Annotated in this window: 14 protein-coding genes; 11 read left to right on the forward strand and 3 right to left on the reverse strand. The window is 41.3% G+C overall.

From position 1 onward, the window contains the following. Window positions 1–9: 9 nt before the first annotated feature. From BN161_RS02845 to BN161_RS02890, 11 genes are all read left to right on the forward strand, one after another. Window positions 10–636 carry a polymorphic toxin type 23 domain-containing protein gene (locus tag BN161_RS02845; RefSeq protein ID WP_044262903.1) on the forward strand — a complete coding sequence of 209 codons (627 nt, stop codon included), beginning with the start codon at window positions 10–12 and terminating at the stop codon, window positions 634–636. A 13-nt stretch (window positions 637–649) separates the two neighbouring features. After that, complete coding sequence (locus tag BN161_RS02850; RefSeq protein ID WP_044262906.1) at window positions 650–1,270, forward strand: hypothetical protein; 621 nt, start codon at window positions 650–652, stop codon at window positions 1,268–1,270. A 155-nt stretch (window positions 1,271–1,425) separates the two neighbouring features. Continuing rightward, window positions 1,426–2,178 carry a porin family protein gene (locus tag BN161_RS02855; protein ID WP_044263008.1) on the forward strand — a complete coding sequence of 251 codons (753 nt, stop codon included), beginning with the start codon at window positions 1,426–1,428 and terminating at the stop codon, window positions 2,176–2,178. An 86-nt stretch (window positions 2,179–2,264) separates the two neighbouring features. Then, complete coding sequence (locus BN161_RS02860) at window positions 2,265–2,912, forward strand: DUF6563 family protein (protein WP_044262908.1); 648 nt, start codon at window positions 2,265–2,267, stop codon at window positions 2,910–2,912. A gap of 13 nt (window positions 2,913–2,925) precedes the next feature. After that, window positions 2,926–3,576, forward strand: coding sequence for a hypothetical protein (locus BN161_RS02865; RefSeq protein ID WP_044262910.1), 651 nt, complete (start codon window positions 2,926–2,928; stop codon window positions 3,574–3,576). 224 nt (window positions 3,577–3,800) lie between these two features. Then, the gene (locus BN161_RS02870; protein ID WP_044262911.1) at window positions 3,801–4,283 is read left to right on the forward strand and encodes a T9SS type A sorting domain-containing protein; all 483 of its coding nucleotides are present in this window, start codon (window positions 3,801–3,803) and stop codon (window positions 4,281–4,283) included. A gap of 137 nt (window positions 4,284–4,420) precedes the next feature. Further along, on the forward strand, window positions 4,421–10,438 hold the full coding sequence (locus tag BN161_RS02875) for an RHS repeat-associated core domain-containing protein (protein WP_244436395.1): 6,018 nt from the start codon (window positions 4,421–4,423) through the stop codon (window positions 10,436–10,438). Between the two features lie 5 nt (window positions 10,439–10,443). Then, window positions 10,444–10,920, forward strand: coding sequence for a hypothetical protein (locus BN161_RS02880; protein WP_044262913.1), 477 nt, complete (start codon window positions 10,444–10,446; stop codon window positions 10,918–10,920). Between the two features lie 57 nt (window positions 10,921–10,977). Then, a complete protein-coding gene (locus BN161_RS30325) occupies window positions 10,978–11,178 on the forward strand; it encodes a hypothetical protein (protein WP_244436396.1) in 201 nt (66 codons plus the stop codon). Between the two features lie 13 nt (window positions 11,179–11,191). Continuing rightward, entirely contained in the window at window positions 11,192–11,704 is a 513-nt protein-coding gene (locus tag BN161_RS02885) for a porin family protein (RefSeq protein WP_244436397.1), read from the forward strand. Window positions 11,705–11,891: 187 nt separating this feature from the next. Beyond that, window positions 11,892–12,359, forward strand: coding sequence for a hypothetical protein (locus tag BN161_RS02890; protein WP_244436398.1), 468 nt, complete (start codon window positions 11,892–11,894; stop codon window positions 12,357–12,359). Between the two features lie 45 nt (window positions 12,360–12,404). On the opposite strand, the gene BN161_RS02895 is transcribed toward BN161_RS02890, so the two are convergent. From BN161_RS02895 to xyl3A, 3 genes are all read right to left on the reverse strand, one after another. Further along, window positions 12,405–16,508 carry a hybrid sensor histidine kinase/response regulator transcription factor gene (locus BN161_RS02895; protein WP_044262915.1) on the reverse strand — a complete coding sequence of 1,368 codons (4,104 nt, stop codon included), beginning with the start codon at window positions 16,506–16,508 and terminating at the stop codon, window positions 12,405–12,407. Window positions 16,509–16,518: 10 nt separating this feature from the next. Next, on the reverse strand, window positions 16,519–17,850 hold the full coding sequence (locus BN161_RS02900) for a family 43 glycosylhydrolase (RefSeq protein ID WP_044262918.1): 1,332 nt from the start codon (window positions 17,848–17,850) through the stop codon (window positions 16,519–16,521). Window positions 17,851–18,043: 193 nt separating this feature from the next. Continuing rightward, entirely contained in the window at window positions 18,044–20,644 is a 2,601-nt protein-coding gene (xyl3A, locus tag BN161_RS02905) for a xylan 1,4-beta-xylosidase (RefSeq protein WP_044262919.1), read from the reverse strand. Between the last annotated feature and the right edge of the window lie 20 nt (window positions 20,645–20,664).

Genomic DNA, 20,664 nt, shown 5'->3' on the forward strand with positions numbered 1-20,664 from the left:
AAATAGTTCATGGAGACTTTAGCATTGGTGTCAGTGTTGGAGTGTGGAGTGGGTGATAATCATTGGGGGTGGAATGCTTCTGCAACCTATAATGGCGTTGGAGTCGGATATGGTTTGACTTATTATGGGAAGACTCAAGGTCCGGACGGAAAATCGAACGCACAAAGAGTTGCTAATATAACGGCATATTGGAAAGGTGGTTCTTTTGCGTTGCAAAATGATATGAAATCTTTAGGAGGAGATGGAGATAGATGGAGGACGAATGCGTTTGAACTGAGTGTTGGAGATTTTTTATTTGGGTCTTATATCTATACAAATGATGGGTTGGATGCAAGTAATGAAGAGCAAGATAAAAATGCACGTAGTCCAATATGGGGTAAAAATAGAAATGAAGGTTATAGCACTTGGAAAAATGGACAGGTTTTCTCGGCTCCTGTATGGATTGGATATAGAAGAGGAAATCAAATTACGCGCGTTGGTTATAGCCATAAAGTGTTCCAGGATTTACAGCAGAATGGAATTCATGGGCGAACCGGTTTTGGAAATCAGAATTTTTATCTGAATTATGAAAACTTTAAAGCGGGCGGATATTTCTATTCGGGCTATTATAATCCTTTGAGTTTATGGGGAAAATAAAAATGTATTCAATATGAAAAAAATAATATTTTTTTTATGTGTACTGTCTGTTTTATCATCTTGCAGGGGGATTCCTAATGATGTTAAAAGAGCATTTACTTACTGTTATGCAGATGTGTATACAGGGATTGATACTCTTATTAATACGGACGGTTATTATAATCGGCGCACATTTTTTTATAAGAATGGACTAGTTTTTGAAGGGTATTATCCTGAACGTGACCATCTTGAATTGCAAAAGTTGAAGGAATTTTCAGAAGAGCGTTTTACTTCTACATATTTTATTGGAATTTACCAGATCTATGGAGATACATTAAAGATACAGTATATACGAGAAACTCAATCTCTAAATGATGCTGGAAGAGGAACGGAAAAATGGTATAAAATCATCGATAAAAATACAATACTGTGTATAAATGATTTCAATAACACAACTATTGAAAGAGAAAGAGAACTTTCCAAAAGTTACCCTTCTGATATCGGTGATACTCTTCGGTTTGTTCCTGTTAGTGTGAAAATTCCTCAACCGGACGATAACTTGCTTAAAAGAAAATGGTTCTGGTGCAATGAGCAAGACTGGGAAAACTATATGAAACATATTGAACAATTGAAAAAACAGTTTAAGAAGAAATAAGTGATAGAGTACTCATTCAGCCGGACGATATATCCGGCCGAATGGGCTATCCATATTTTTTCGTTTTATTACTTGCATGTTCAATGCTTTTACGGTATATTTCCTCCCTGTTTTATTAATTGTATTTCAAATAATCCATTAATTATAATATGAATATGAAAAAGCACGTTTTATTAGTTCTACTTTTGGGTCTAACAACCTCTTTCTGTTATTCACAAGTAAAAGTCAGTGTACAAGGTGGTGCCGGTTTCAGTGGCATCACAAAGGATAAAAATTATAGGGCTGACTTCGGATACCGTTTCGGGGTTGGGGTGGAGTTCCCTTTAGTTCGTGCCTGGTCATTACAGACAGGTCTCCAACTCTTGAACAGGAAAAGTTCCATTGATGAAGATGTATTAGAAACCCGCCAATATGAGGGAGAAGAGTTTCTGCTCTATGAGACGAGAAAATCTAAAATGAATGCCATCTATCTTCAGCTTCCAGTGAAAATAGCGACATATCTACCCTTGAATACGGATTGTGGTTTACAAATAAGTGCAGGACCGTACATCGCTTATGGTATTGGAGGAAATATTGACGGTGAAATGAAACGAGATCCTCATTGGAGTGGTAATGGTCTTATTCCGGAAGGATTTGAAGACTTGGGTACTCATCGAAGGTTTCGTTCTGATACTTTTAATAAAGACAGAGGCTTGAAACGATTGGACATTGGATTGAGCGCCGGGGTAGATTTCAAGTACAAATCTTTTTTTGTCGGTGGCGCAGTGGAGTACGGCCTTCTTCCCGTCAGTAAGGAATTTCTTAAAAGTACGTTCGAGGATGTTTTCGACGAAAACAAAATAACGAGGTCTCCCCATAATTTCGGGGTGGAACTTCATGTAGGTTACTGCTTTAACTTGTGGAAATAAACTGTACTCCATTCAGCCCAATATTTTATTGGGAATCATTTCGGAGAACCTCGAATTAAAAATTCTTATATTCAAATACAAGTTTTATGATACGGAATAAATACATCTTATGTTTTATATTTCTGTTATTTGCAGCCACTTCGTTTGCTCAGAGCAGATATGCTCTTTCATTTTCCGATTACATGGATGGAAAGTTCACTGCATTGGAGAATCTTGCTATTAAATCCAGGTCCCAGAGCAAGAGATTCTGGAATGGAGGCGCCGATTTTAAACCGAAGACGGGTGATAAAAAGACAGATAAGCTATTGAAGAAAGAGGTAAAGTATATCATACATCAGGATACCTTGTATGTAAACTGTCGGCAATTAAGATATGAGGGATGCAGGTTTGGCAGTTGGTATGCACCCGGTTTCCGCTTTGGTACAAACAAGATTTGTTTTATCGGTACTAAGATTGGCAAAAAGCAGATAAGTGAGGCTGTTGCGGGGGGTATGCTCTTCGGTGCCATAGGAGGGGCTATCGTAGCGTCTAAGCAACTGAAAAACAAAGTTTGTTATTTGATAGAGTCTGATAGCAAGAAAGTGAAACTCATCACTAAAAACAATATGAGAACTATTTTGCTGAATTATCCTGAGTATTCGCAGGAATATAACGCTTTGCCCGAAGAAAAGAAAGAGTCGGCAATTATAGTTATAGAGTATCTTATCAAAGCGGGATTATTAATGAGATATTAGAAAAATCTATAAAATGAAAGTCATGAAGTATGTGTTATTGATGTTTGGCTTATGCTGCCTGAATGTCAGTGTTTGGGGGCAAGAAAAGAGTGTAGTTCTCACGATGGAAGATGTGGTTGGGATGCAGGAAGCACAAAAAGAGCAGGAGAAGAGGATAAGAGTACCGAGAAACACGTTTATTGTGAATTTCGGCTATGGATGGATAACGAGTGAGGTGGTGATGCGCTCGGGATCTTACAAGTGGAAAGGAGGGGGAGAGTATAAAGTAGCGTATAACTGGGTCGGTGACGGCGGATATGGATTTGGAGTGGAATGTGAGGCTATTACTACTGATTTCCCGGAGGAACTTGTGACGTTGGGTTATGTGGCTCCTGTCTTTGTCTATTGCCAGAAGCTGGGTGAAAGGTGGATGGTCAGGGGAACTGCGAGTATCGGATATACCTGGAACGGTGCGGGCAATGACCGGTTCTCAGGGGTAGCGGCAGAGCTCAATTGGGGAGTGGAATATATGTTGAATAAAGTAATAGGACTGGGGCTGGGTGCGCGATGGTGGCGGGCATCTATCTCCCGTCCTGATGGCATTTACTCAGGTATGATTGTGATTAATGACCGTCATGGAGTAAATCGTTTGGGAATTCAAGGCGGACTGAGATGTTACTTTTAAATCGTTTTCTATAATCGGTGGTTATGTCTTTTTAACCAATCAGATCTTACAGTTCTTTCAGCCGGAAAGCCGATGAATAGGGCAGTTGACGGAGGCTGGAAGAACTGTAAGATGCAAAACAACTTTTCTTGCTGAAGTAGGTTTGTTACCACTGTTACCATATAATATTTTGTTTTTATGTGAAAGTTGTGGTTATTTGAAGCGTCAATAAAATCTTATATCACATGAAAACAACATTTCTACTTTTAAGAATTCAAACATCTAAACGGATAGTTGCCATATTTCTGCTATTCGCGGTTTTATCTATGTGGGATGCTGCTGATGCATACGCCCAAAACAAAATCAAATATACCAATGACAGTGCCGGTAATCGGTTGACTCGCCAAAAGGAGATTGTGGTTCAGACAAGGGGAGTCTTGAGCGATGATGAAGGAGAGCCTTCCACATATGAAGAAAAACTTTCGGAAACTAAAGTGACAATTTATCCCAATCCTACCCGTGGTATACTCAAAATTGATATTTCAGGAGTTGAGAAGTTTGAGAATGCCCGGATATCTCTCTATGATCTTACCGGGACATTGCTGCGAGAATGGGGCAGTATATCTCAGTCCAATATGGTAGATATATCTGATCGAACTCCGGGGATGTATATCATGCAGATAGTCTATAATGGCAATACCAGCAGTTGGAAAATAGTTAAAGAATAGAAATGACCTAAAGCTAATACTCTGTTATGAAAAGAAATATATTTTTTATTTTAGTACTGCTATACTCCTTGTCAGGATATACCCAGATTTCAGTAGATCGGGACTCTCTTGTTATAGATTTATCAAAAGATAAATTTATGGAAGAGGCCGATGCGGACGGGTTGTATCAAGTAGTGACAGAAGTCAATGAGTTGTCGTCGGAAGATAGTGATGTCCGAAGTAAAGTTCTTCCGTTAGACGCCCCTCTCTTGAACCCCCCGTTGAAACCATTAGATCCGTTAGATCCATTAGAACCGTTAGATCCTCTTTTGCCAGCGCCTCCATCCCTGCCCGAATTGCCAAGCACGGTAGAAATAGACCGGGCAAAAGCAGTAGGTGAAATTCCTATTCAATCGAGAATAGAAAATGGCTCACTCACATACAGTGTACCTATTGAAATATATGGAGGGAAAAACGGACACCAACCCGCTCTTGCCTTATCTTATAATAGTCTGATGGGGAATAGTATTGCCGGATACGGGTGGTGTATAGGAGGATTATCCTATATATCTATTTGTAATTCAAATTATTATTATGATGGAAGTAATGCAAAACCGGCTAGTTTAGATAAGAATTCTGCCTATTCATTAGATGGGAGTCGGCTTATTATGATATCCGAAACGTCTTCTCAAATCGATTATCAGACAGAGCACGGCAATGTGAAAGTTACATTTTATGCACCATCAGGAAAATATTATTTTGATGTTTGGTATCCGGATGGAAAGAAAGTAACTTTTGGATATCCCACCAATACATCGGCACAAATTACTTACCCGATTACTAAAAGTGTAGATGCATTCGGAGGGTATATTGATTTTACTTATCTGTTGGATAATAACGTCTATTATGTCACCGAGATCAAATATGGGAGTAATTCCACTCAATATGGTGCTGTAAAGTTTACCTATCAGACAAGAAGCGATGTTCAATCTTCTTATATAGCAGGGCGGCTGATGAAGGATAGTAAGTTATTGTCGAAGATAGATACATATTATCAATCATCAATGCTTCTTAGTACTTATACGCTGAGTTATGACACAAGTATATATAGTTTCTTGTCTAAAATCAGTCTTAAATCGAATGGCAAAGAAGTTAATCCGCTGATGTTCTATTATGGAGGTGAGTCTGACGAAAGTCGTTTCCAGACAAGCACGGCTTTTCTTGAAACTTATTTTGCTAACAGTAAGGCTCCTGATCTTATCCTGCATAAGGGTAAGTTTAATTCTCTTACTCGGAGTGAGGGACTCGTTGCCTATCCTAATTTTGAATCTTATGGTATAACCGCTTATGATAAAAAAGGAAATTATCAGTATGGAAGTAAATATGATCCTGCACAGAATCTGTTGGTTTATAAGAATCTCGGAGATTACCTCTGTTCACCGGTAAAGATTCAGGCAGGTAATGGATTCCAGAAATTATATCCTGTTGATATAGATGGCGATGGAAATGATGAACTGGTTAGAATTAATTATTGGTTGCATGATCAGAACAGTGCCAAAGTAGATATTACTACTTATGATAAGAATATGACAGCCCGGAATGCATCCTTCCTATTAGAAGGAACTTTTGCAGAAGGTAGCAGACAAAGTGCTGTTCCCAGATTATTCATTACCGGAGATTTCAATGGAGATGGAAAGATGGAACTGGTTGCCGTTTCGGGCAACAAACTTCCGAAGGGAGAAACCAGGACATGGTCAAGAACCACTATGTTTAATCTGGAATTGAGGACTAAGATATATGATCAAACTCCATTCTTATTTGATTATTTTAAAGATGCGCTTTTTGCTGTCGACTATAACGGGGACGGGAGAACGGACATTTGCCTCATAAACGGAAGTGGAACTTATATTTACTCATATCAGGGAGGTACTTTTGTGCAGATTGCATATACAAGTGGTATCAGGAATACGGATATATCAAGTAGTTCAAAAAGAGAATTACTGGTTGAGGATATTAATGGTGACGGACTTACGGATTTTCTTTTAGGTCCTAAAAGGAATGATTACTGGATTGAAATGAAAAAACGTCCTTGCGGTGAATGTAGTGGCTGTAGAGGTGAGATTATTGATGATCCGATAATAAGGGATCCTTTTCTTCCTGATAATAGTGGTAAGGTTGATATCAATAAGCCTCTTGAACTGACCACTCCGTGTATTAGACCCATTTCTTATCCGGTAACTCATTATAATAGTACATATAAAACCTGGACTGCTTTGTTGGCAACCGGCAGTGGATTTGTAAGCAGCACATTTGAGTTTTTATCTAATTCCGATACCAATTATCAGTTTCTGTTTCATGATCTGAATGGTGATAAACTTCCCGATTTAGCTGTAAAATCCGGAACTCAAATCAGTGTACATCTGAACCAGAACGGTAAACTGAATACTATGGCCGAATCTGCAAAGGTGACTGTAGATTCTGAATCTCATTTTATAACAGGAACTATAGGAGATGGTTATAGTTGCAGGACCAGCCAATTGCTAAGTATTAAAGATGCCACTGTCACTCCAATTTCCTTTACACGTAATGATGCCCGGGGAAGAATGCTGACCGGCATGATTAACAGTTATGGAGTGATTGAGAAATTTGATTATGAAAATCTTACTAATGGCAGTATGTATTGGACGACATCTGACTATAGTGTGGGTTTCCCATATAATAAGCTGTATATAGACGTTAATATGGTGAGTAATGCATACTCTATTTATAATGGTAAATATATATCTTCTGTATCGTATTATTATAATGATGCTGTTGCGCATCGTCAAGGATTAGGCTTCTGTGGGTTCAGGAAAATTAGGATATATGACAATAACAGGGGAATTCAGACTGAACAGACTTTTGATCCCTTGAAGTTCGGGTTCATTACTCAAGTGGTTACTCCAACCGTGGAATCGTCTTATAGCTATCATATGGTTACCTTGTCAAATAAGCTAATCAGGATGTTTTCGAGCAGCAAGGTAGAAAAAGATAAGTTGAAAAACGTGACAGTAAATTCCAGTTGTGTCTATGATGTTTATAGTAATGTAACGAAAGAAACATCTGTTTACAGCGATGGTCTCACGATAACAACTGATAAGTCTTATCATAACATAGACAATAGCACGACTTATAGAATAGGGCTGTTATATGATCAGGTAACCACTAAAACAAAAGATGGTTTAACATGGGTCGGCAGAAATTACATACCTGTATTTGATAATAATCAGCTTCCGATTGTTACAGTGAATTATGTAAACGGGAAATCAGCCTCTCAAGTCAATCGTTCATATAAAGATGGGCTGGTTACTCAGGAATTTCTGACAGAGTATGGAGCTGCTACTACCTTAAAAACGCTGTATGAATACGATTCTTATGGGAGGGTCATAAAGAAAACGGCTCCTTTGAATCTTGTGAGTACGTATGCGTACAATCCGAAGGGATTACTTTACTCTGTAAAAAATCATAAAGAACAGGAAACCACGTTCGAATATGATGATTGGGGTAGAAAAGTAAAAACTGTTTCTCCGGATGGTTCTGTAGAAACTACTTCATATTCTTGGGCTACGGCTCCGGCTTCAGCTTTAAGGCTTACTACCGTTTCTGCTACAGGCGCTCCGACTTCCCGGACTTATTATGATGCTTTAGGGAGGGAAGTAAGAAGTGGAAAACAACGCTTTGACGGGAATTATATTTATACCGATAATGTGTATGACGAGAGAGGGAGGTTGGCTAAAGTTTCCGTGCCGTTCAAGGGAGCCACTCCTGCGCAATGGAATACATATACTTATGATTCTAATGATAGGATCATATCATTAAAATATGCATCCGGTAAGGAGGACACTTTTTCATACTCTAATACAAGCGTAACTTCGGTGGTAGATGGTGTTTCAAAAACAGAAAAACAGGATGCTTCCGGAAATATAATATCAGTTACCGACCCCGCAGGTACCACTGCTTATAATTATAGACCAGACGGCCAGATGAATAGCGTAATTGCTCCGGGACAGATTACAACTACATTCGGGTATGATGATTTTGGCAGACGAATTACGATGAATGACCCAAGTTTCGGACTAATCGAATACGGTTATGACGCTATGGGGAATGGAGTTCTGGAAACTGATGCCAATGGAAATACTACGAAGAAAACTTATGATAATTTTCATCGTTTAACAAAAAAGGAGGTTGCCGGACAGACAATAAACTACAGCTATAATGCTGACAATCTCATAGAATCTGAGGTAAGTTCAAACGGGACGTCTAAAACCTATACTTATGATGCTTTGATGAGGCTGAGGACTATGAAAGAAACGAATGTGGATGGAAAATGGCTCGAAAAAACATTTACTTACACGAGTGGGCGTATATCAGGCTTGGCGTATGCTTCTAATGTCGGCAGTATTGTGACTGAAAACTATACATATTCCTATGGTAATCTTTCGGAAGTGAAACTTAATAACTCGACATCTATCTGGAAGTTAACTGCTGAAAACTCATTAGGATTAACGACCGGTGTAAGCACAGGCATTCTGACCCGTACATATTCTTATGATGCAAACGGGATTCCAACGGGTAGAGTAGTTAAAAACGGTTCTACTGTTATTCAGAATTCCGGATATAATTTTAATGCTAAGACGGGTAATCTGAATTGGAGAAAAGACAATGTGAGGAACATTCAGGAGAGCTTTGGTTATGATAATCTGAACAGATTAACAAGCTTTGCCGGAAAAACGGCTGCTTATAGTAACAATGGAAATATAACCAATATATCTAATGTAGGAGCTTTTGTGTATAATGATGAGAAACCTTATGCAATAGCTTCGATTACTCCTTATGGTACGGAAGTTCCACTTCGGGAACAACAGATTACCTATAATGCTTTAAGAAGACCGGAGACTATTACTGAAAATGGTTATGTAGCAACATTTACATATAATGGGGAAGGTAATAGGGCCAAAATGAATCTGAAGAAGAACAATCAAGTTCAACTCAATAAATATTATTGGGGAAATCAATATGAATTCGAGACAGGAGTTGCGGGTTCAAAAGAAATTCTGTACCTTGGCGGCGATGCATATTCAGCGGCAGCAGTGTATGTGAAAGAAGGTTCAGGGGCTTGGGCTGTTTACTATCTATGCAAAGATTATCTGGGCAGTATAACTCATATCGTTAATTCTTCGGGTGGGCTGAAGCAGGAGTTAAGTTATGATGCATGGGGGAGGTTGAGGAATCCTGCTAACCAAGCTTTATATGCGGTTGGCACAGAACCTACGTTATTCTTGGGCAGAGGTTATACTGGGCATGAGCATCTGACTGCTTTTGGTTTGATTAATATGAACGCAAGGCTTTATGATCCGGTTATAGGCAGATTCCTGTCTCCTGATCCGCAGTTGCAAGATCCATATTTGAGCCAGAATTATAATAGGTATTCTTATTGCTTGAATAATCCATTAAGGTATATTGATGAAGATGGAGAGTTCTTCTTTTCAATATTTGCAGGTTTTTGGAAAGCTATTTTCCAAAAGAAAAATATTATAAAAACAATATGGAGTACTTTCAAAAATGAGGTAAAGATATATGGAGGTTTATTTACGGCAGATAAACATAAGAGCTTTTGGGGACAATCCTGGGAATTGTTAAGCCGTTTTACTTGGCAACTTCCGCAAACAATTGTAGGCGAGGCTTATTCGATAGGTCGTAATTGGGGTGGTCAGGTGGATGATGTCGGGTATCGAGGTGGGGCTACTTTTGTAGTAAATGAAGGATCTTCTAAAAAAAATGGCGTGACTTTGGGAAGTTATATCAACATCAATGATAAAGGCACTATGCCTAGAGATAAAGATGGGAAATTTGCTCCCGATAAAGATCAGCTTTATATGCATGAATATGGACATTACCTACAAAGCCAAGAATACGGGTGGGGTTATATGATCAGTGTGGGTGCTCGCAGTCTTTTAAGTATAATCAAATCAAAGGATATACCTGGTAAAGAATATGATACACATTCTCTAAAATGGTATGAGATGGATGCAAGCAGAAGAGGAAAAGAATATTTCCAAAAATATTATGATGTGCCATGGGATGAAGATAAAACCCCAACTTACACACCGGCAAGTACTAACTTAAAATACTAAACAGTATGAGAAAGAAAATATTAAAATCTGTATTATGTTTATTGTTATTGGGTTCTTGCGATAGTTGTCTTGAAAAAGGCGAAGCACGGTTATGTTTAGAAAACGAATCAGCACAGGATATATCTGTATTGTTGGGAGGAGTACAAACTACGGCAGATGCGGATACGATACTTCCGAATATAGATGCTCTTAATCTTCTTCACAAAATCCCTAAAGGGAAACAACGCGATATGGGCGGGGTAGGGAAAATACCAGATTGGGATGAAATATTTGAGTACTTGGGTATTGATACGATGCGTATTTTTATATTAGCTACCGATACAGTAAATATGTATGATTGGAATATAATTCAGAAGAATTATAATATTTTGCAGCGATATGATGTCAGTGTTGAAGATTTGAGGTACTTAAATGGATGCTTGTACTATCCACCTATTTCCACCATGCGTGATATCAGGATGTGGCCTCCTTATAGTAAGTAGGATTATCCCTTTTGAAAGTATCCATAGTAAATGAAATATAAAACTAATACATAAAATATGAAAAAACAAATCATTCTATTAGCAATCAGTATCCTGGGAGTATTCTCTCTTCATGCTCAGGAGATAAACAAGAGTTTGACGCAATCCAAAAAGGAAGTAAATTCACAACCACGTAGAGGAACGGACTGGAATAAACAACCTATCGGTTACGTCTTTGGAGGTGTAGGTAGGGCATATTGTCTCCACAGAAGAGGTTGAGGGGACTTCGTATATGTCCACAGGACTTGATTGGAGAGTAGGCATGTCTCGTTATTACAACCGTTGGGGTTGGGGAGTGCTGGTGCAGCAGTTTCGCGCCAAAGAGACAATGTCTCTCACTGACGGTTTTCAAACGATGGAGATGAAAGACGTAGGACGATTATTGTATATTGCTCCTCAGTTCACCGGGCGATGGGTTTTAGGGGAGAAGTTAACTATTTACGGTGCAGTAGGATGGGGATGGTTACGTTATAAAGAAACCCTTAAAGCAGATGGTTTAGGTAAAATTAATGCTACAGCCAATGCTTTGGGCGGGAACTTTACGGTGGGACTTGAATATCGTTTGAGTTCAGTAATAGGTTTAAGCGTGGATGCCGGTCTTGTGGGAGGCGAAATCGGAAAACCGAAAGTTGACAATGATGAACTGCAAGCCGCGATGGATGAACTGTATACCGGCAAAATGGATGCCAGTCGCCTATATGCAACGGTAGGGGCACATATCTATATTTGGAAGAAAAAGAGATAACGTCTTCTATTAATGTTTAATTATGTCCGGATAAAACATTTTTCTCAGCTAAAAGGTTATTTATGTAGTATGGTAACAAAGATATTATTTATTTATAATTTGTCATTATCTTTGTAGTCATATCATATCAATGATGTCATTGAGTAAGGAAGCTACACTTTTGAATTGATTAAGAATGAGTAATATCTTGAAAAAACTATTCTCCATATTGGGGAACGATGAAAGTAAACCGGACTTTCAGACTTGCTGTACCCCTATGGAGGTATTTGATAAACAGAAAGTAAAAGCCATTGTAAAACAGTGGCTTTTGTTCATTGCTGAATACGAAACCCTGCCTAATGACATCATTGCATTGAACTTCAACTTGTGGGAAGCTGTCGAAGAAAATGGGCAGAGCTGCTATACACTCGAACTGACAGGCTCTAAACAATATGACGTGGAAAATGATGACTGGGCCTGTGAAGAAGATTTCGATCCGAGAGAAAGGAACTGTGATGCTTTGCAACTTTCCAGCGAAATTCCGTGGGAGGAAGTACTGAACGGCCTGGTGGAAGTTCTGAAAGAGTTAAAGAAAGATCTGAAAGAAATAAGTCTTTTTCAGGTGAAACATATAACAGTTGGGTTTGCGGAAGGCGATCTGATAGTTATAAAATAGAAACCTTCCGCAATGTGTGTAAGCAGACCTGATCCTAAGGTCATGTTACTTGAAGAATGAACTGGGCGTTTGCTTATATTGTTTCACAAAGCAACGGGTGAAGTACTTGGGATCATTAAATCCCACCCGGTAGGCTATTTCTGATACAATGATGTTATTGGTGCTATTCTCTAATATTTTCTTGGCAATCTGTAGCCTGTATAATTGGATGAAACGTACCGGCGGAAGTCCGGTGAGTGATACGAATTTCTTATAAATCACTGTATAACTGATGTTCAGTCTTTCTGTCAGATCCTTTACACCGAATTGAGGATCAGCATAGTTCTTTTCCAGAATATTCATAACTTCGTTCATGAACTGCTGGTCGGGTTGTCCCACTTCCAGCAGAATAGGATTCAAGTCTTGTTCTACGAATTTCTTCTGACGCAAATCCCTGTTCTTCAAGATAGAGTCTATGTGGGCTAATAATACGGATTGTTCGAAAGGCTTGGTGATATATCCGTCTACTCCGTTTTCATAGCTTTCTATCCGGGCTGTCTCACTTGAATTTGCCGTGAGAAGCAGGAAAGGAATGTGACTTAAAAGCTTGTCCTCGCGCAGTTTTTTGCAGAAGTCGGAACCATCGCATACGGGCATCATCAGATCGGATACAATGAAATCGGGCACGATATTCTGGGCTGTCTTATAGCCTTGCTCACCGTTGTTTGCTTCAGCGATATTGTATTTTTCTTTCAGCATATTCTTGATATAATGACGCATATCGGGATTGTCTTCTACCAATAACAAAGTCGGCTTGCTCCTGTCTATAGGAATGAACGGCTCGATTTTGTCTTCAACGGGTACGGGCTCTTTATATTCCTCATGAATTTCATTCTCCGCTGCGTCCGCCAGCGTAATGGGGAAATATAATCTGAAAGATACACCTACTTTTTCCGAACTCTTGACTTTAATTGTTCCGCCTAATAGGTTGATAAGCTCTTTTACGATGTGAAGTCCGATGCCTGTACTGCTTTGGCCGTAGTTTGTATATTTGTTCTGTTCGGGTATCCGGTAGAAACGGTTGAATATTTTGTCTATTTCGTCAGGAGCTATTATGCTGCCACTGTTGGTGACGGAGATAAACTGCATGAGTTTGTTCGACTTGTCGATGAATTGGTTGGCATGCAATGTGATTTTTCCTTTATCAGGAGTATGCTTGATGGCGTTGGATAATAGATTGAACAGTATCTTATGCAGGTTTTCCTTATCAGAATAGATATGGTCACTCTTCAGGCGGTATATCTTTTCAAAGCTGATGTTTCGTTCTTTCATCAGGTTGGAAAAGTCGGTTATTGTTGTGTTCAGGAACTTGCTGAAGTTGAATTGAGAGTAATTGAGCGTTAAGTTCTGGGTATCGATCTTGCGCAAGTCAATCAGTTGGTTGACCAGTGAAAGCAGGTATTGAGCATTCCGGTTGATAATCTGTAAGTCTTCTTTTTCTTTGGGATCGGTAGTTTGCCTGACAAGCTGGCTTGCCGGTCCTTGTATCAGGGTCAGGGGTGTCTTAAACTCGTGTGCGAGGTTGGTGAAATAGGATAGCTTCTCTTTGTTGATAGCCTCCATCTGTTCGGACATGATCTCTATCTTTTCTTTCAGAAGTTTCTGGATATGCTGTTGCCTTGCATTATACCAATAGATGATATAAAGCAGAATGGACACTATCAATATAGCGATAAGTGAGTAGAACCATCCTGTTTTATAGAATGGGGGATGTACAATAATGCTAAGGCAGGTGGCCTCGGTAGACCAGGTGTTGTCGTGGTTGGTACATCGTATTTCCAGCGTATATTTTCCCGGCGGCAGGTTGGTGTACTTGGCGTTTCTCTTTACCAATCCTGTGTTCCAGTGCTCCTCCAGTTCATGAATGCGATGGAAGTAGAACACCTTTTCCTGTTCGATATAATCCAGGCAGCTGAATGTGATTTCAAAGGAATTCTGTGGTGGATATAAATGCAGTTCCTTGGTTGTTGAGATACTTACGGGCAGATTGTCGCTGTTCAGATAAGGTATCAGCTGGCTGCCGTTACAGACAACGCTGGTGAGGGTTATCGTCCGCTGCTTTTGCTTGGGCAGGTTTACCAGCGGGCTGAATGTTACGAAACCATCGATAGTTCCCAGTAACATATTGTGATTGATGGTTTTACAGCCGGATCTTTTATAGAATTGGGGTACCAGCAACCCGTCTCCTTCGTCGAACTTGAAGGCCCGTTTTGTATTGATATCGAAGAAGTAAATACCTTTTAGAGTACTGATCCATAAGTTCCCGTTCTCATCGTCCAGAATGTTCGAGATGCTGGTGTCCGAAAGACCGCAGCGCACGGCATAGTTCTTGAAGGTATATTTTTCGTTGTTACCGTTGTCTTCCAACAGGTAGATGCCATTTCCGAGGCTACCCAGATAAATCTCTCCCTTTTTAGTTTCGAATATACAAGTGATCTTTTCATTGATTTTGCTTTCGGGATCATCCAGTTTGTGCTGATAGTATATACATTCGTAGGTATTCCTGGAATTTTCCAGGTCGATGACGTACACGCCGTTTCCGCCAATCCATAATCTTGACTGTGAGTCGATGAAGATTGTATTCATGTTATGAACGGGTTCTTTGGACTGTGTGTAGAACTTTAGCCGGTTGATGGCTCCCGTAGAGAAATCGAGTGTATTGATATGGCTGCCGCTGCATATCCACAGTGCATTCCGGGCAGAGTCCAGGGCTATGTCATGGATGTCATCGGAGGTTAGGGAGGAATTCAAACTGTTGTAATGTTCGAATACGGGATGTGACAGATTGTTTTTATCCAGTTTATCCAGCCCTCCGCCTATTGTTGATATCCAGTAATTGCCGTGCAGGTCCTGAATGATATCCGAGATGTTGTTGTGAGCCAGTGAGCGCGGATCTCCTGGGTGGTGTTTGAAGAGCGAAAAGGAGTCAGCACCTTTCCTCTTAATGGCAAGTCCGCCATCTACAATTCCTGCCAGGATGTTTCCCTCTTTGTCTTCGAGCACCGTGCTGATGATGTTGGGTACTCCTTTCTCATACCCTTGCAGTGAATAATTGAAAGTTATACGTTGCGGAGCCATGATATTAATTCCGCCGAAGTCGGTCCCTACCCAGATATTATCATTCTTATCAACAAATATCCGGTTGACGATATTATCATTCAGGGACCGGGCTTGTATACCTCTGCTGAAAGTAACGAATTGGTCATTCCGCTGGTATATGTTCACTCCGTTTCTGGTTCCGATAATGATGTCGCCTGATGAGTTTTTATCAATATCTGTGATGAAGTTGGAGGAAATGCTGTGAGGATCATTGGGGTTATGCTGATAGAGTATGTAGAACTGATTCTGGGTGTTATAGCAGTATAAGCCGCTTTGGGTACCGATCCACAGATAGTCACCATAAGAAAACAGGCGGTTGAAGATTAACTGTGAAGTATCTAAGTTTGTAACTACGGGGATATTGCTGTAATCCTGTTTGCCCGAAGGAGTGAAATGCAATAAACACTTGTCGCCTCCCGCCCAGATATCACTACCGTGTTTTACGATGGTTTTGATATCCACATCTTTCTTCAATATCTGGATATCTTTTATCTGCCTTTCTTCGTTCAGAATGATGTAGGCCAGTCCGTCACTTTTACCTACCCAGAGATTATTGAAATCGTCGACAAGCAGAGCCTGAACGGGAGAGTAAAGCACATTATTGTTCTTACCGGAGTATTCTTTATAGAAGTTGAGATTTTCGTGAAGGAGATCAATGCTCATGATGCCGGCTTCGGAAGCTACCCACAAATAATTGTTGTCGTCTTCGTCAATGTCATTGATGTAATTACTTTCAATAAACTGATACGGTTGCCTGGGAGCTGTGGAGTAGTGTTTCAGTTCGTAACCATCGTAACGGTCGAGCCCGTTGGAGGTTCCGAACCACATAAATGAGTTATGATCTTTGTGTATGGTTCGTATGGAGTTGTCGCATAATCCGTTCCGGATAGTAAGATAAAGGTAATTGTATTGGTTTGGGTTATCCTGAGCGAGCGCTAAACCCTGCCCTTGCAGGAAGCAGAGCAGGGTTGTGATTAGCGCTATTGTCCTCGTATACTTCATATCCGGCATGGAGATTTAGTTATTGAAAACTGATCCAGTCGATTTCAACTTTACCGTTTCCTTTCAGGGACACGTATAAATCGTGGATACCGGTCTGAGCGGAACGAACCGAGGATTCAATATTCGTCCATTTATCGGTTTTGGGAGCTTTTATTTCCGAGATAACCGGACCGTTTGTTCCGTTTATACGTATTTGCAGTGTTCCTCCGTTGTCCGAGGTTACTCTTGCTTTCACTTTCCGGGGGGTACTATCTCCGAAGTTCACCCGGTTGTACTGCACCCATGCACCGTTTTTGCTCAATAAAGTTTTCCAGCCTTCGAATTTGTTTGCCTGGTTCAGGTAATCGATGGCTGCTCCCTGATTGCTTAACCGGCTGTAGCGATCCAGTTGAATTTCTTTCCGGGCGTCTGTTATGCCCACTCCGCGCAGGGTAGGGGTTACTTTTTGGATAGTGCCGTCCGCGTTGAAGAATAAGGAGTCGACCCGTGCCGATCTGTTTTTATCGAATTCGGGGGAGTAATCGTTGTGGTGATAGAACAGATACCACTGGTCTTTGTATTCCACCAATGAGTGGTGATTGGTCCAGCAACCGGTTGGTGATTCGTCCATAATGATACCCTTGAACTCAAAGGGTCCCATGGGGGTGTCTCCCATCGCATAAGCCAGAACTTCCGTTTTCTCCTTTACCCAGGGGAATGTGAAGTAATATTTTCCGTTGCGTTCAAAGGCGAAAGGTCCTTCTTTGAAGCCTTCGGGTAATCCTTGAATTTGCATGGGCTCTGAGGCGAGTTCAAGCATATTGTCTTTCAGTTTTGCTACTGACATTCCGCGGCCTGACCAGTATATGTAGGCTTGCCCGTCTTTATCAATGAGCACGCAAGGGTCGATGCCGTTGACTCCTTCAATGGGAGTGGCCTGCGGGGTGAAAGGGCCGTAAGGCTTGTCGGCTATGGCAACTCCGATGCTGAAACCGCGTTTGCCTTCACCTTTAGGGGTGGATGGGAAGTAGAAATAATATTTCCCATTTTTGTATACACATTCGGGGGCCCACATGGAATAGGAGTCAGGAGCTACCCAAGGTACATTTTCCTGGCTTAGGATTACTCCGTGGTCTGTCCAGTCTACCAGATTGTCTGACGAGAAAACATGGTAATCTGCCATACAGAACCATTCTTTCAAACGCTCGATGGGGCTTGGAATGTCATGTGAAGGATAGACATACATCTTGCCTTCAAAAACTTTGGCGGTGGGATCGGCAGTGAACTGATCCGTAATAATGGGGTTCTGAGCTTTTAATGTACCTATTATTACCAGAAATGCGGATAATAAAAATAGTCTTTTGTTTTTCATAAGTTAATTGCTTTTTAGTGCGTACGGACTTTTATTTCTTTATCCGGACACAAAGATAAAATAAAAATCCGTTGGCGGAATTAATATCTTTCTTTTCGGTTATGAATCAGTTACGAGCTACAGGCTACAAGCTACAAGTGCCTTTTGGAACAGAGCGCAGCTACTTGTAGCTTGTAGCCTGTAGCTCGTAACTTTATTCCTTTCCATCCCGTAAAGTGACTTTGACGGATTGCAGGTCCTGGGTTGCGGAACTTGTTCCATAGAATAACTCGTACTCACCCGGTGCCACACGCATGGTATTTGTAGAAGGATCAAAACATTCGAATGATTCGGATGGCAACTCTATCTTGACATCTTGTTTGGCTCCTGCTGCGAGTTCTACACGTGCATAGGCTTTCAGGGACTTTAATGGTCCGTCAACATCATCTGTTTTGCGTATGTAAACCTGTACGACTTCAGTTCCGGACCGTTTGCCTGTGTTGGAGACTGGTACAGTCAAGGTCAGCGACTCATCTGTACGGAGTTGGGTTTTGTTGCAACTGGCTGTACCTACGGCGAAATCCGTGTAACTTAATCCGAATCCAAATGGGAACAGAGGGTTGGACATATACCGGTATGTACGTCCTTTCATGGAGTAATCCTCATAGTCGGGAAGTTGTTTCGTACTTTTGTAGAAAGTGACGGGCAGCTTGCCGGAGGGGTTATAATCACCGAACAGCACGTCGGCTACAGCATATCCACCCAGTTCTCCTCCATACCATGCCTGGAGAATAGCGTCGCAACTTTCCGTTTCGGGTAGTAATGCCATAGACGATCCGGAACAATTGACAAATACTACTTGTTTTCCGGCATCTTTCAGAGCTTTCAGGAAGTTCCGCTGTACAGCGGGTAATTCTATATCCGTACGGTCACCCCCTTTGAAACCGGGAATATTCACAGGCATCTCTTCCCCTTCCAGTTGTGGCGAAATGCCGCCTACAAAGACCACTACATCTACGCCTTTAAGTTTTGAAATGCTTTCACTGTAATTGATCGGGAATTCTTTGCCGAGGTTGAACTTCAGGTTTGCAGCCCAGTTTTCTACTTGTGCATAGAGTATTTCTATCTTATACTCTTTCCCTTTCTCCACTTGTAGCATGGTGCGGGTATCGGTGGTTCTCCAGGTACGCTTTTTAGTCATTGACTTGCCGTTTACCAATAATTCAAAGTAACTGCAACCTTCGAGATTGAGGAGAATTTCGCCTGATTCCTTCGGGGTTAATACGGTTTCGTATTTGGCTGAGAACTTTTCAAGATTCACTCCGGGGCCGAAAGTATGTAATCCGTATGTAGTCACGTTGATAGGCTGGGTGGTACGGAGCGAAGAGACAGGCTCTCCCTGACGTTCCGGATTGTTCCAGAATGTAGCTTTTATGCCGGGTTTCCCATCTATGCTGCATTGGTCAAGATAGGATTCCAATGTTTGGTCATTCACCAGATCACAGCCTTTCATATAGACGATCTGATTCTTTTTCAGTTTACTTTTGAAGCCGTCCAGGATGGTAATGGTCTGATTCGGAGTTCCGTTGTAGTTGCCCCACAGCATAGGTTTGTCATCGGCATTAGGACCGATAACCGCAATCTTGCGGATGGATTTACTTAAAGGCAATACATTGTTCTTGTTCTGTAAGAGTGTCATTGTCTGGCGTGACATATTCAGTGACAAATCTTTGTGAGCCTTACAGTTGACTACCGACATCGGTATTTTTGTCCAGTTCACTAATGACGGGTCATCCATTTCTCCGAGTTCAAAGCGTCCTTCCATCAGGCGGAGCACATGTTTGTCCACTTCTTCTTCCGTTATCAATCCTCTGGATACGGCTTCCGGCAGTTTCTGATAGGCATATCCGTATCCACATTCCACATCTGTACCTGCCATGGTTCCTTTAACGGCTGCATGCACGGCATCGGAGGAACTTTTGTGGGAAGTCCAGAAGTCGGCGATGGCTCCACAATCGGAGACTACGAGATATTTGAATCCCCATTCATCACGGAGTATCTGTTGAAGCAGACGGGTGTTTCCACAACAAGGATCATCGTCCAGACGCTGGTAGGCACACATCACTTCGCGTACATCGGCTTTCTGTACCAATGCCTTGAACGCAGGCAGGTAGGTTTCCCACAGGTCGCGGGGACTGACGTTGTTCAGATTGGCTGTATGACGGCTCCATTCCGGACCACTGTGTACGGCGTAATGTTTGGCGCATGCAAGCAGTTTGCGGTACTTTTCATTTTCAGGTCCCTGCAATCCTTTTACCACTGCAATACCCATTTGTGAAGTCAGGTAAGGATCTTCCCCGTAAGTTTCCTGACCACGTCCCCAACGGGGATCACGGAAGATGTTTACGTTGGGAGTCCAGACGGAGAGACTGTGGAAACGGACGTCTTCCAGTCCGTTGCGTACGCGCTCGTTGTGCTTGGCACGCATTTCATCGGAGACTGCATTGAAGATGTCGAATACCAGTTTGTCATTGAACGAGGCGGCCATTCCTACCGGTTCGGGGAAGACGGTTACATTTCCCTGATTGGCTACCCCGTGGAGGGCTTCACTCCACCAATTGAATTTCTTTATTCCCAGGCGTGGAATGGCTTCCGAATCATCACACATCAAGAGCGCTTTCTCTTCTAATGTCAAGCGTTTCACTAAATCCTTCGCTCTTTCTGCCGGACTTAGTTCGGGATTCTGATACGGCAATGTTTGTCCCCACCCCGATAGGGAGAATAACAAGCCACAGGTTACTAATACCTTTTTCATAATAATGTTGTTTTCATGGT

This window comes from Bacteroides timonensis, assembly GCF_000513195.1.
GTDB classification, from domain to species: domain Bacteria; phylum Bacteroidota; class Bacteroidia; order Bacteroidales; family Bacteroidaceae; genus Bacteroides; species Bacteroides timonensis.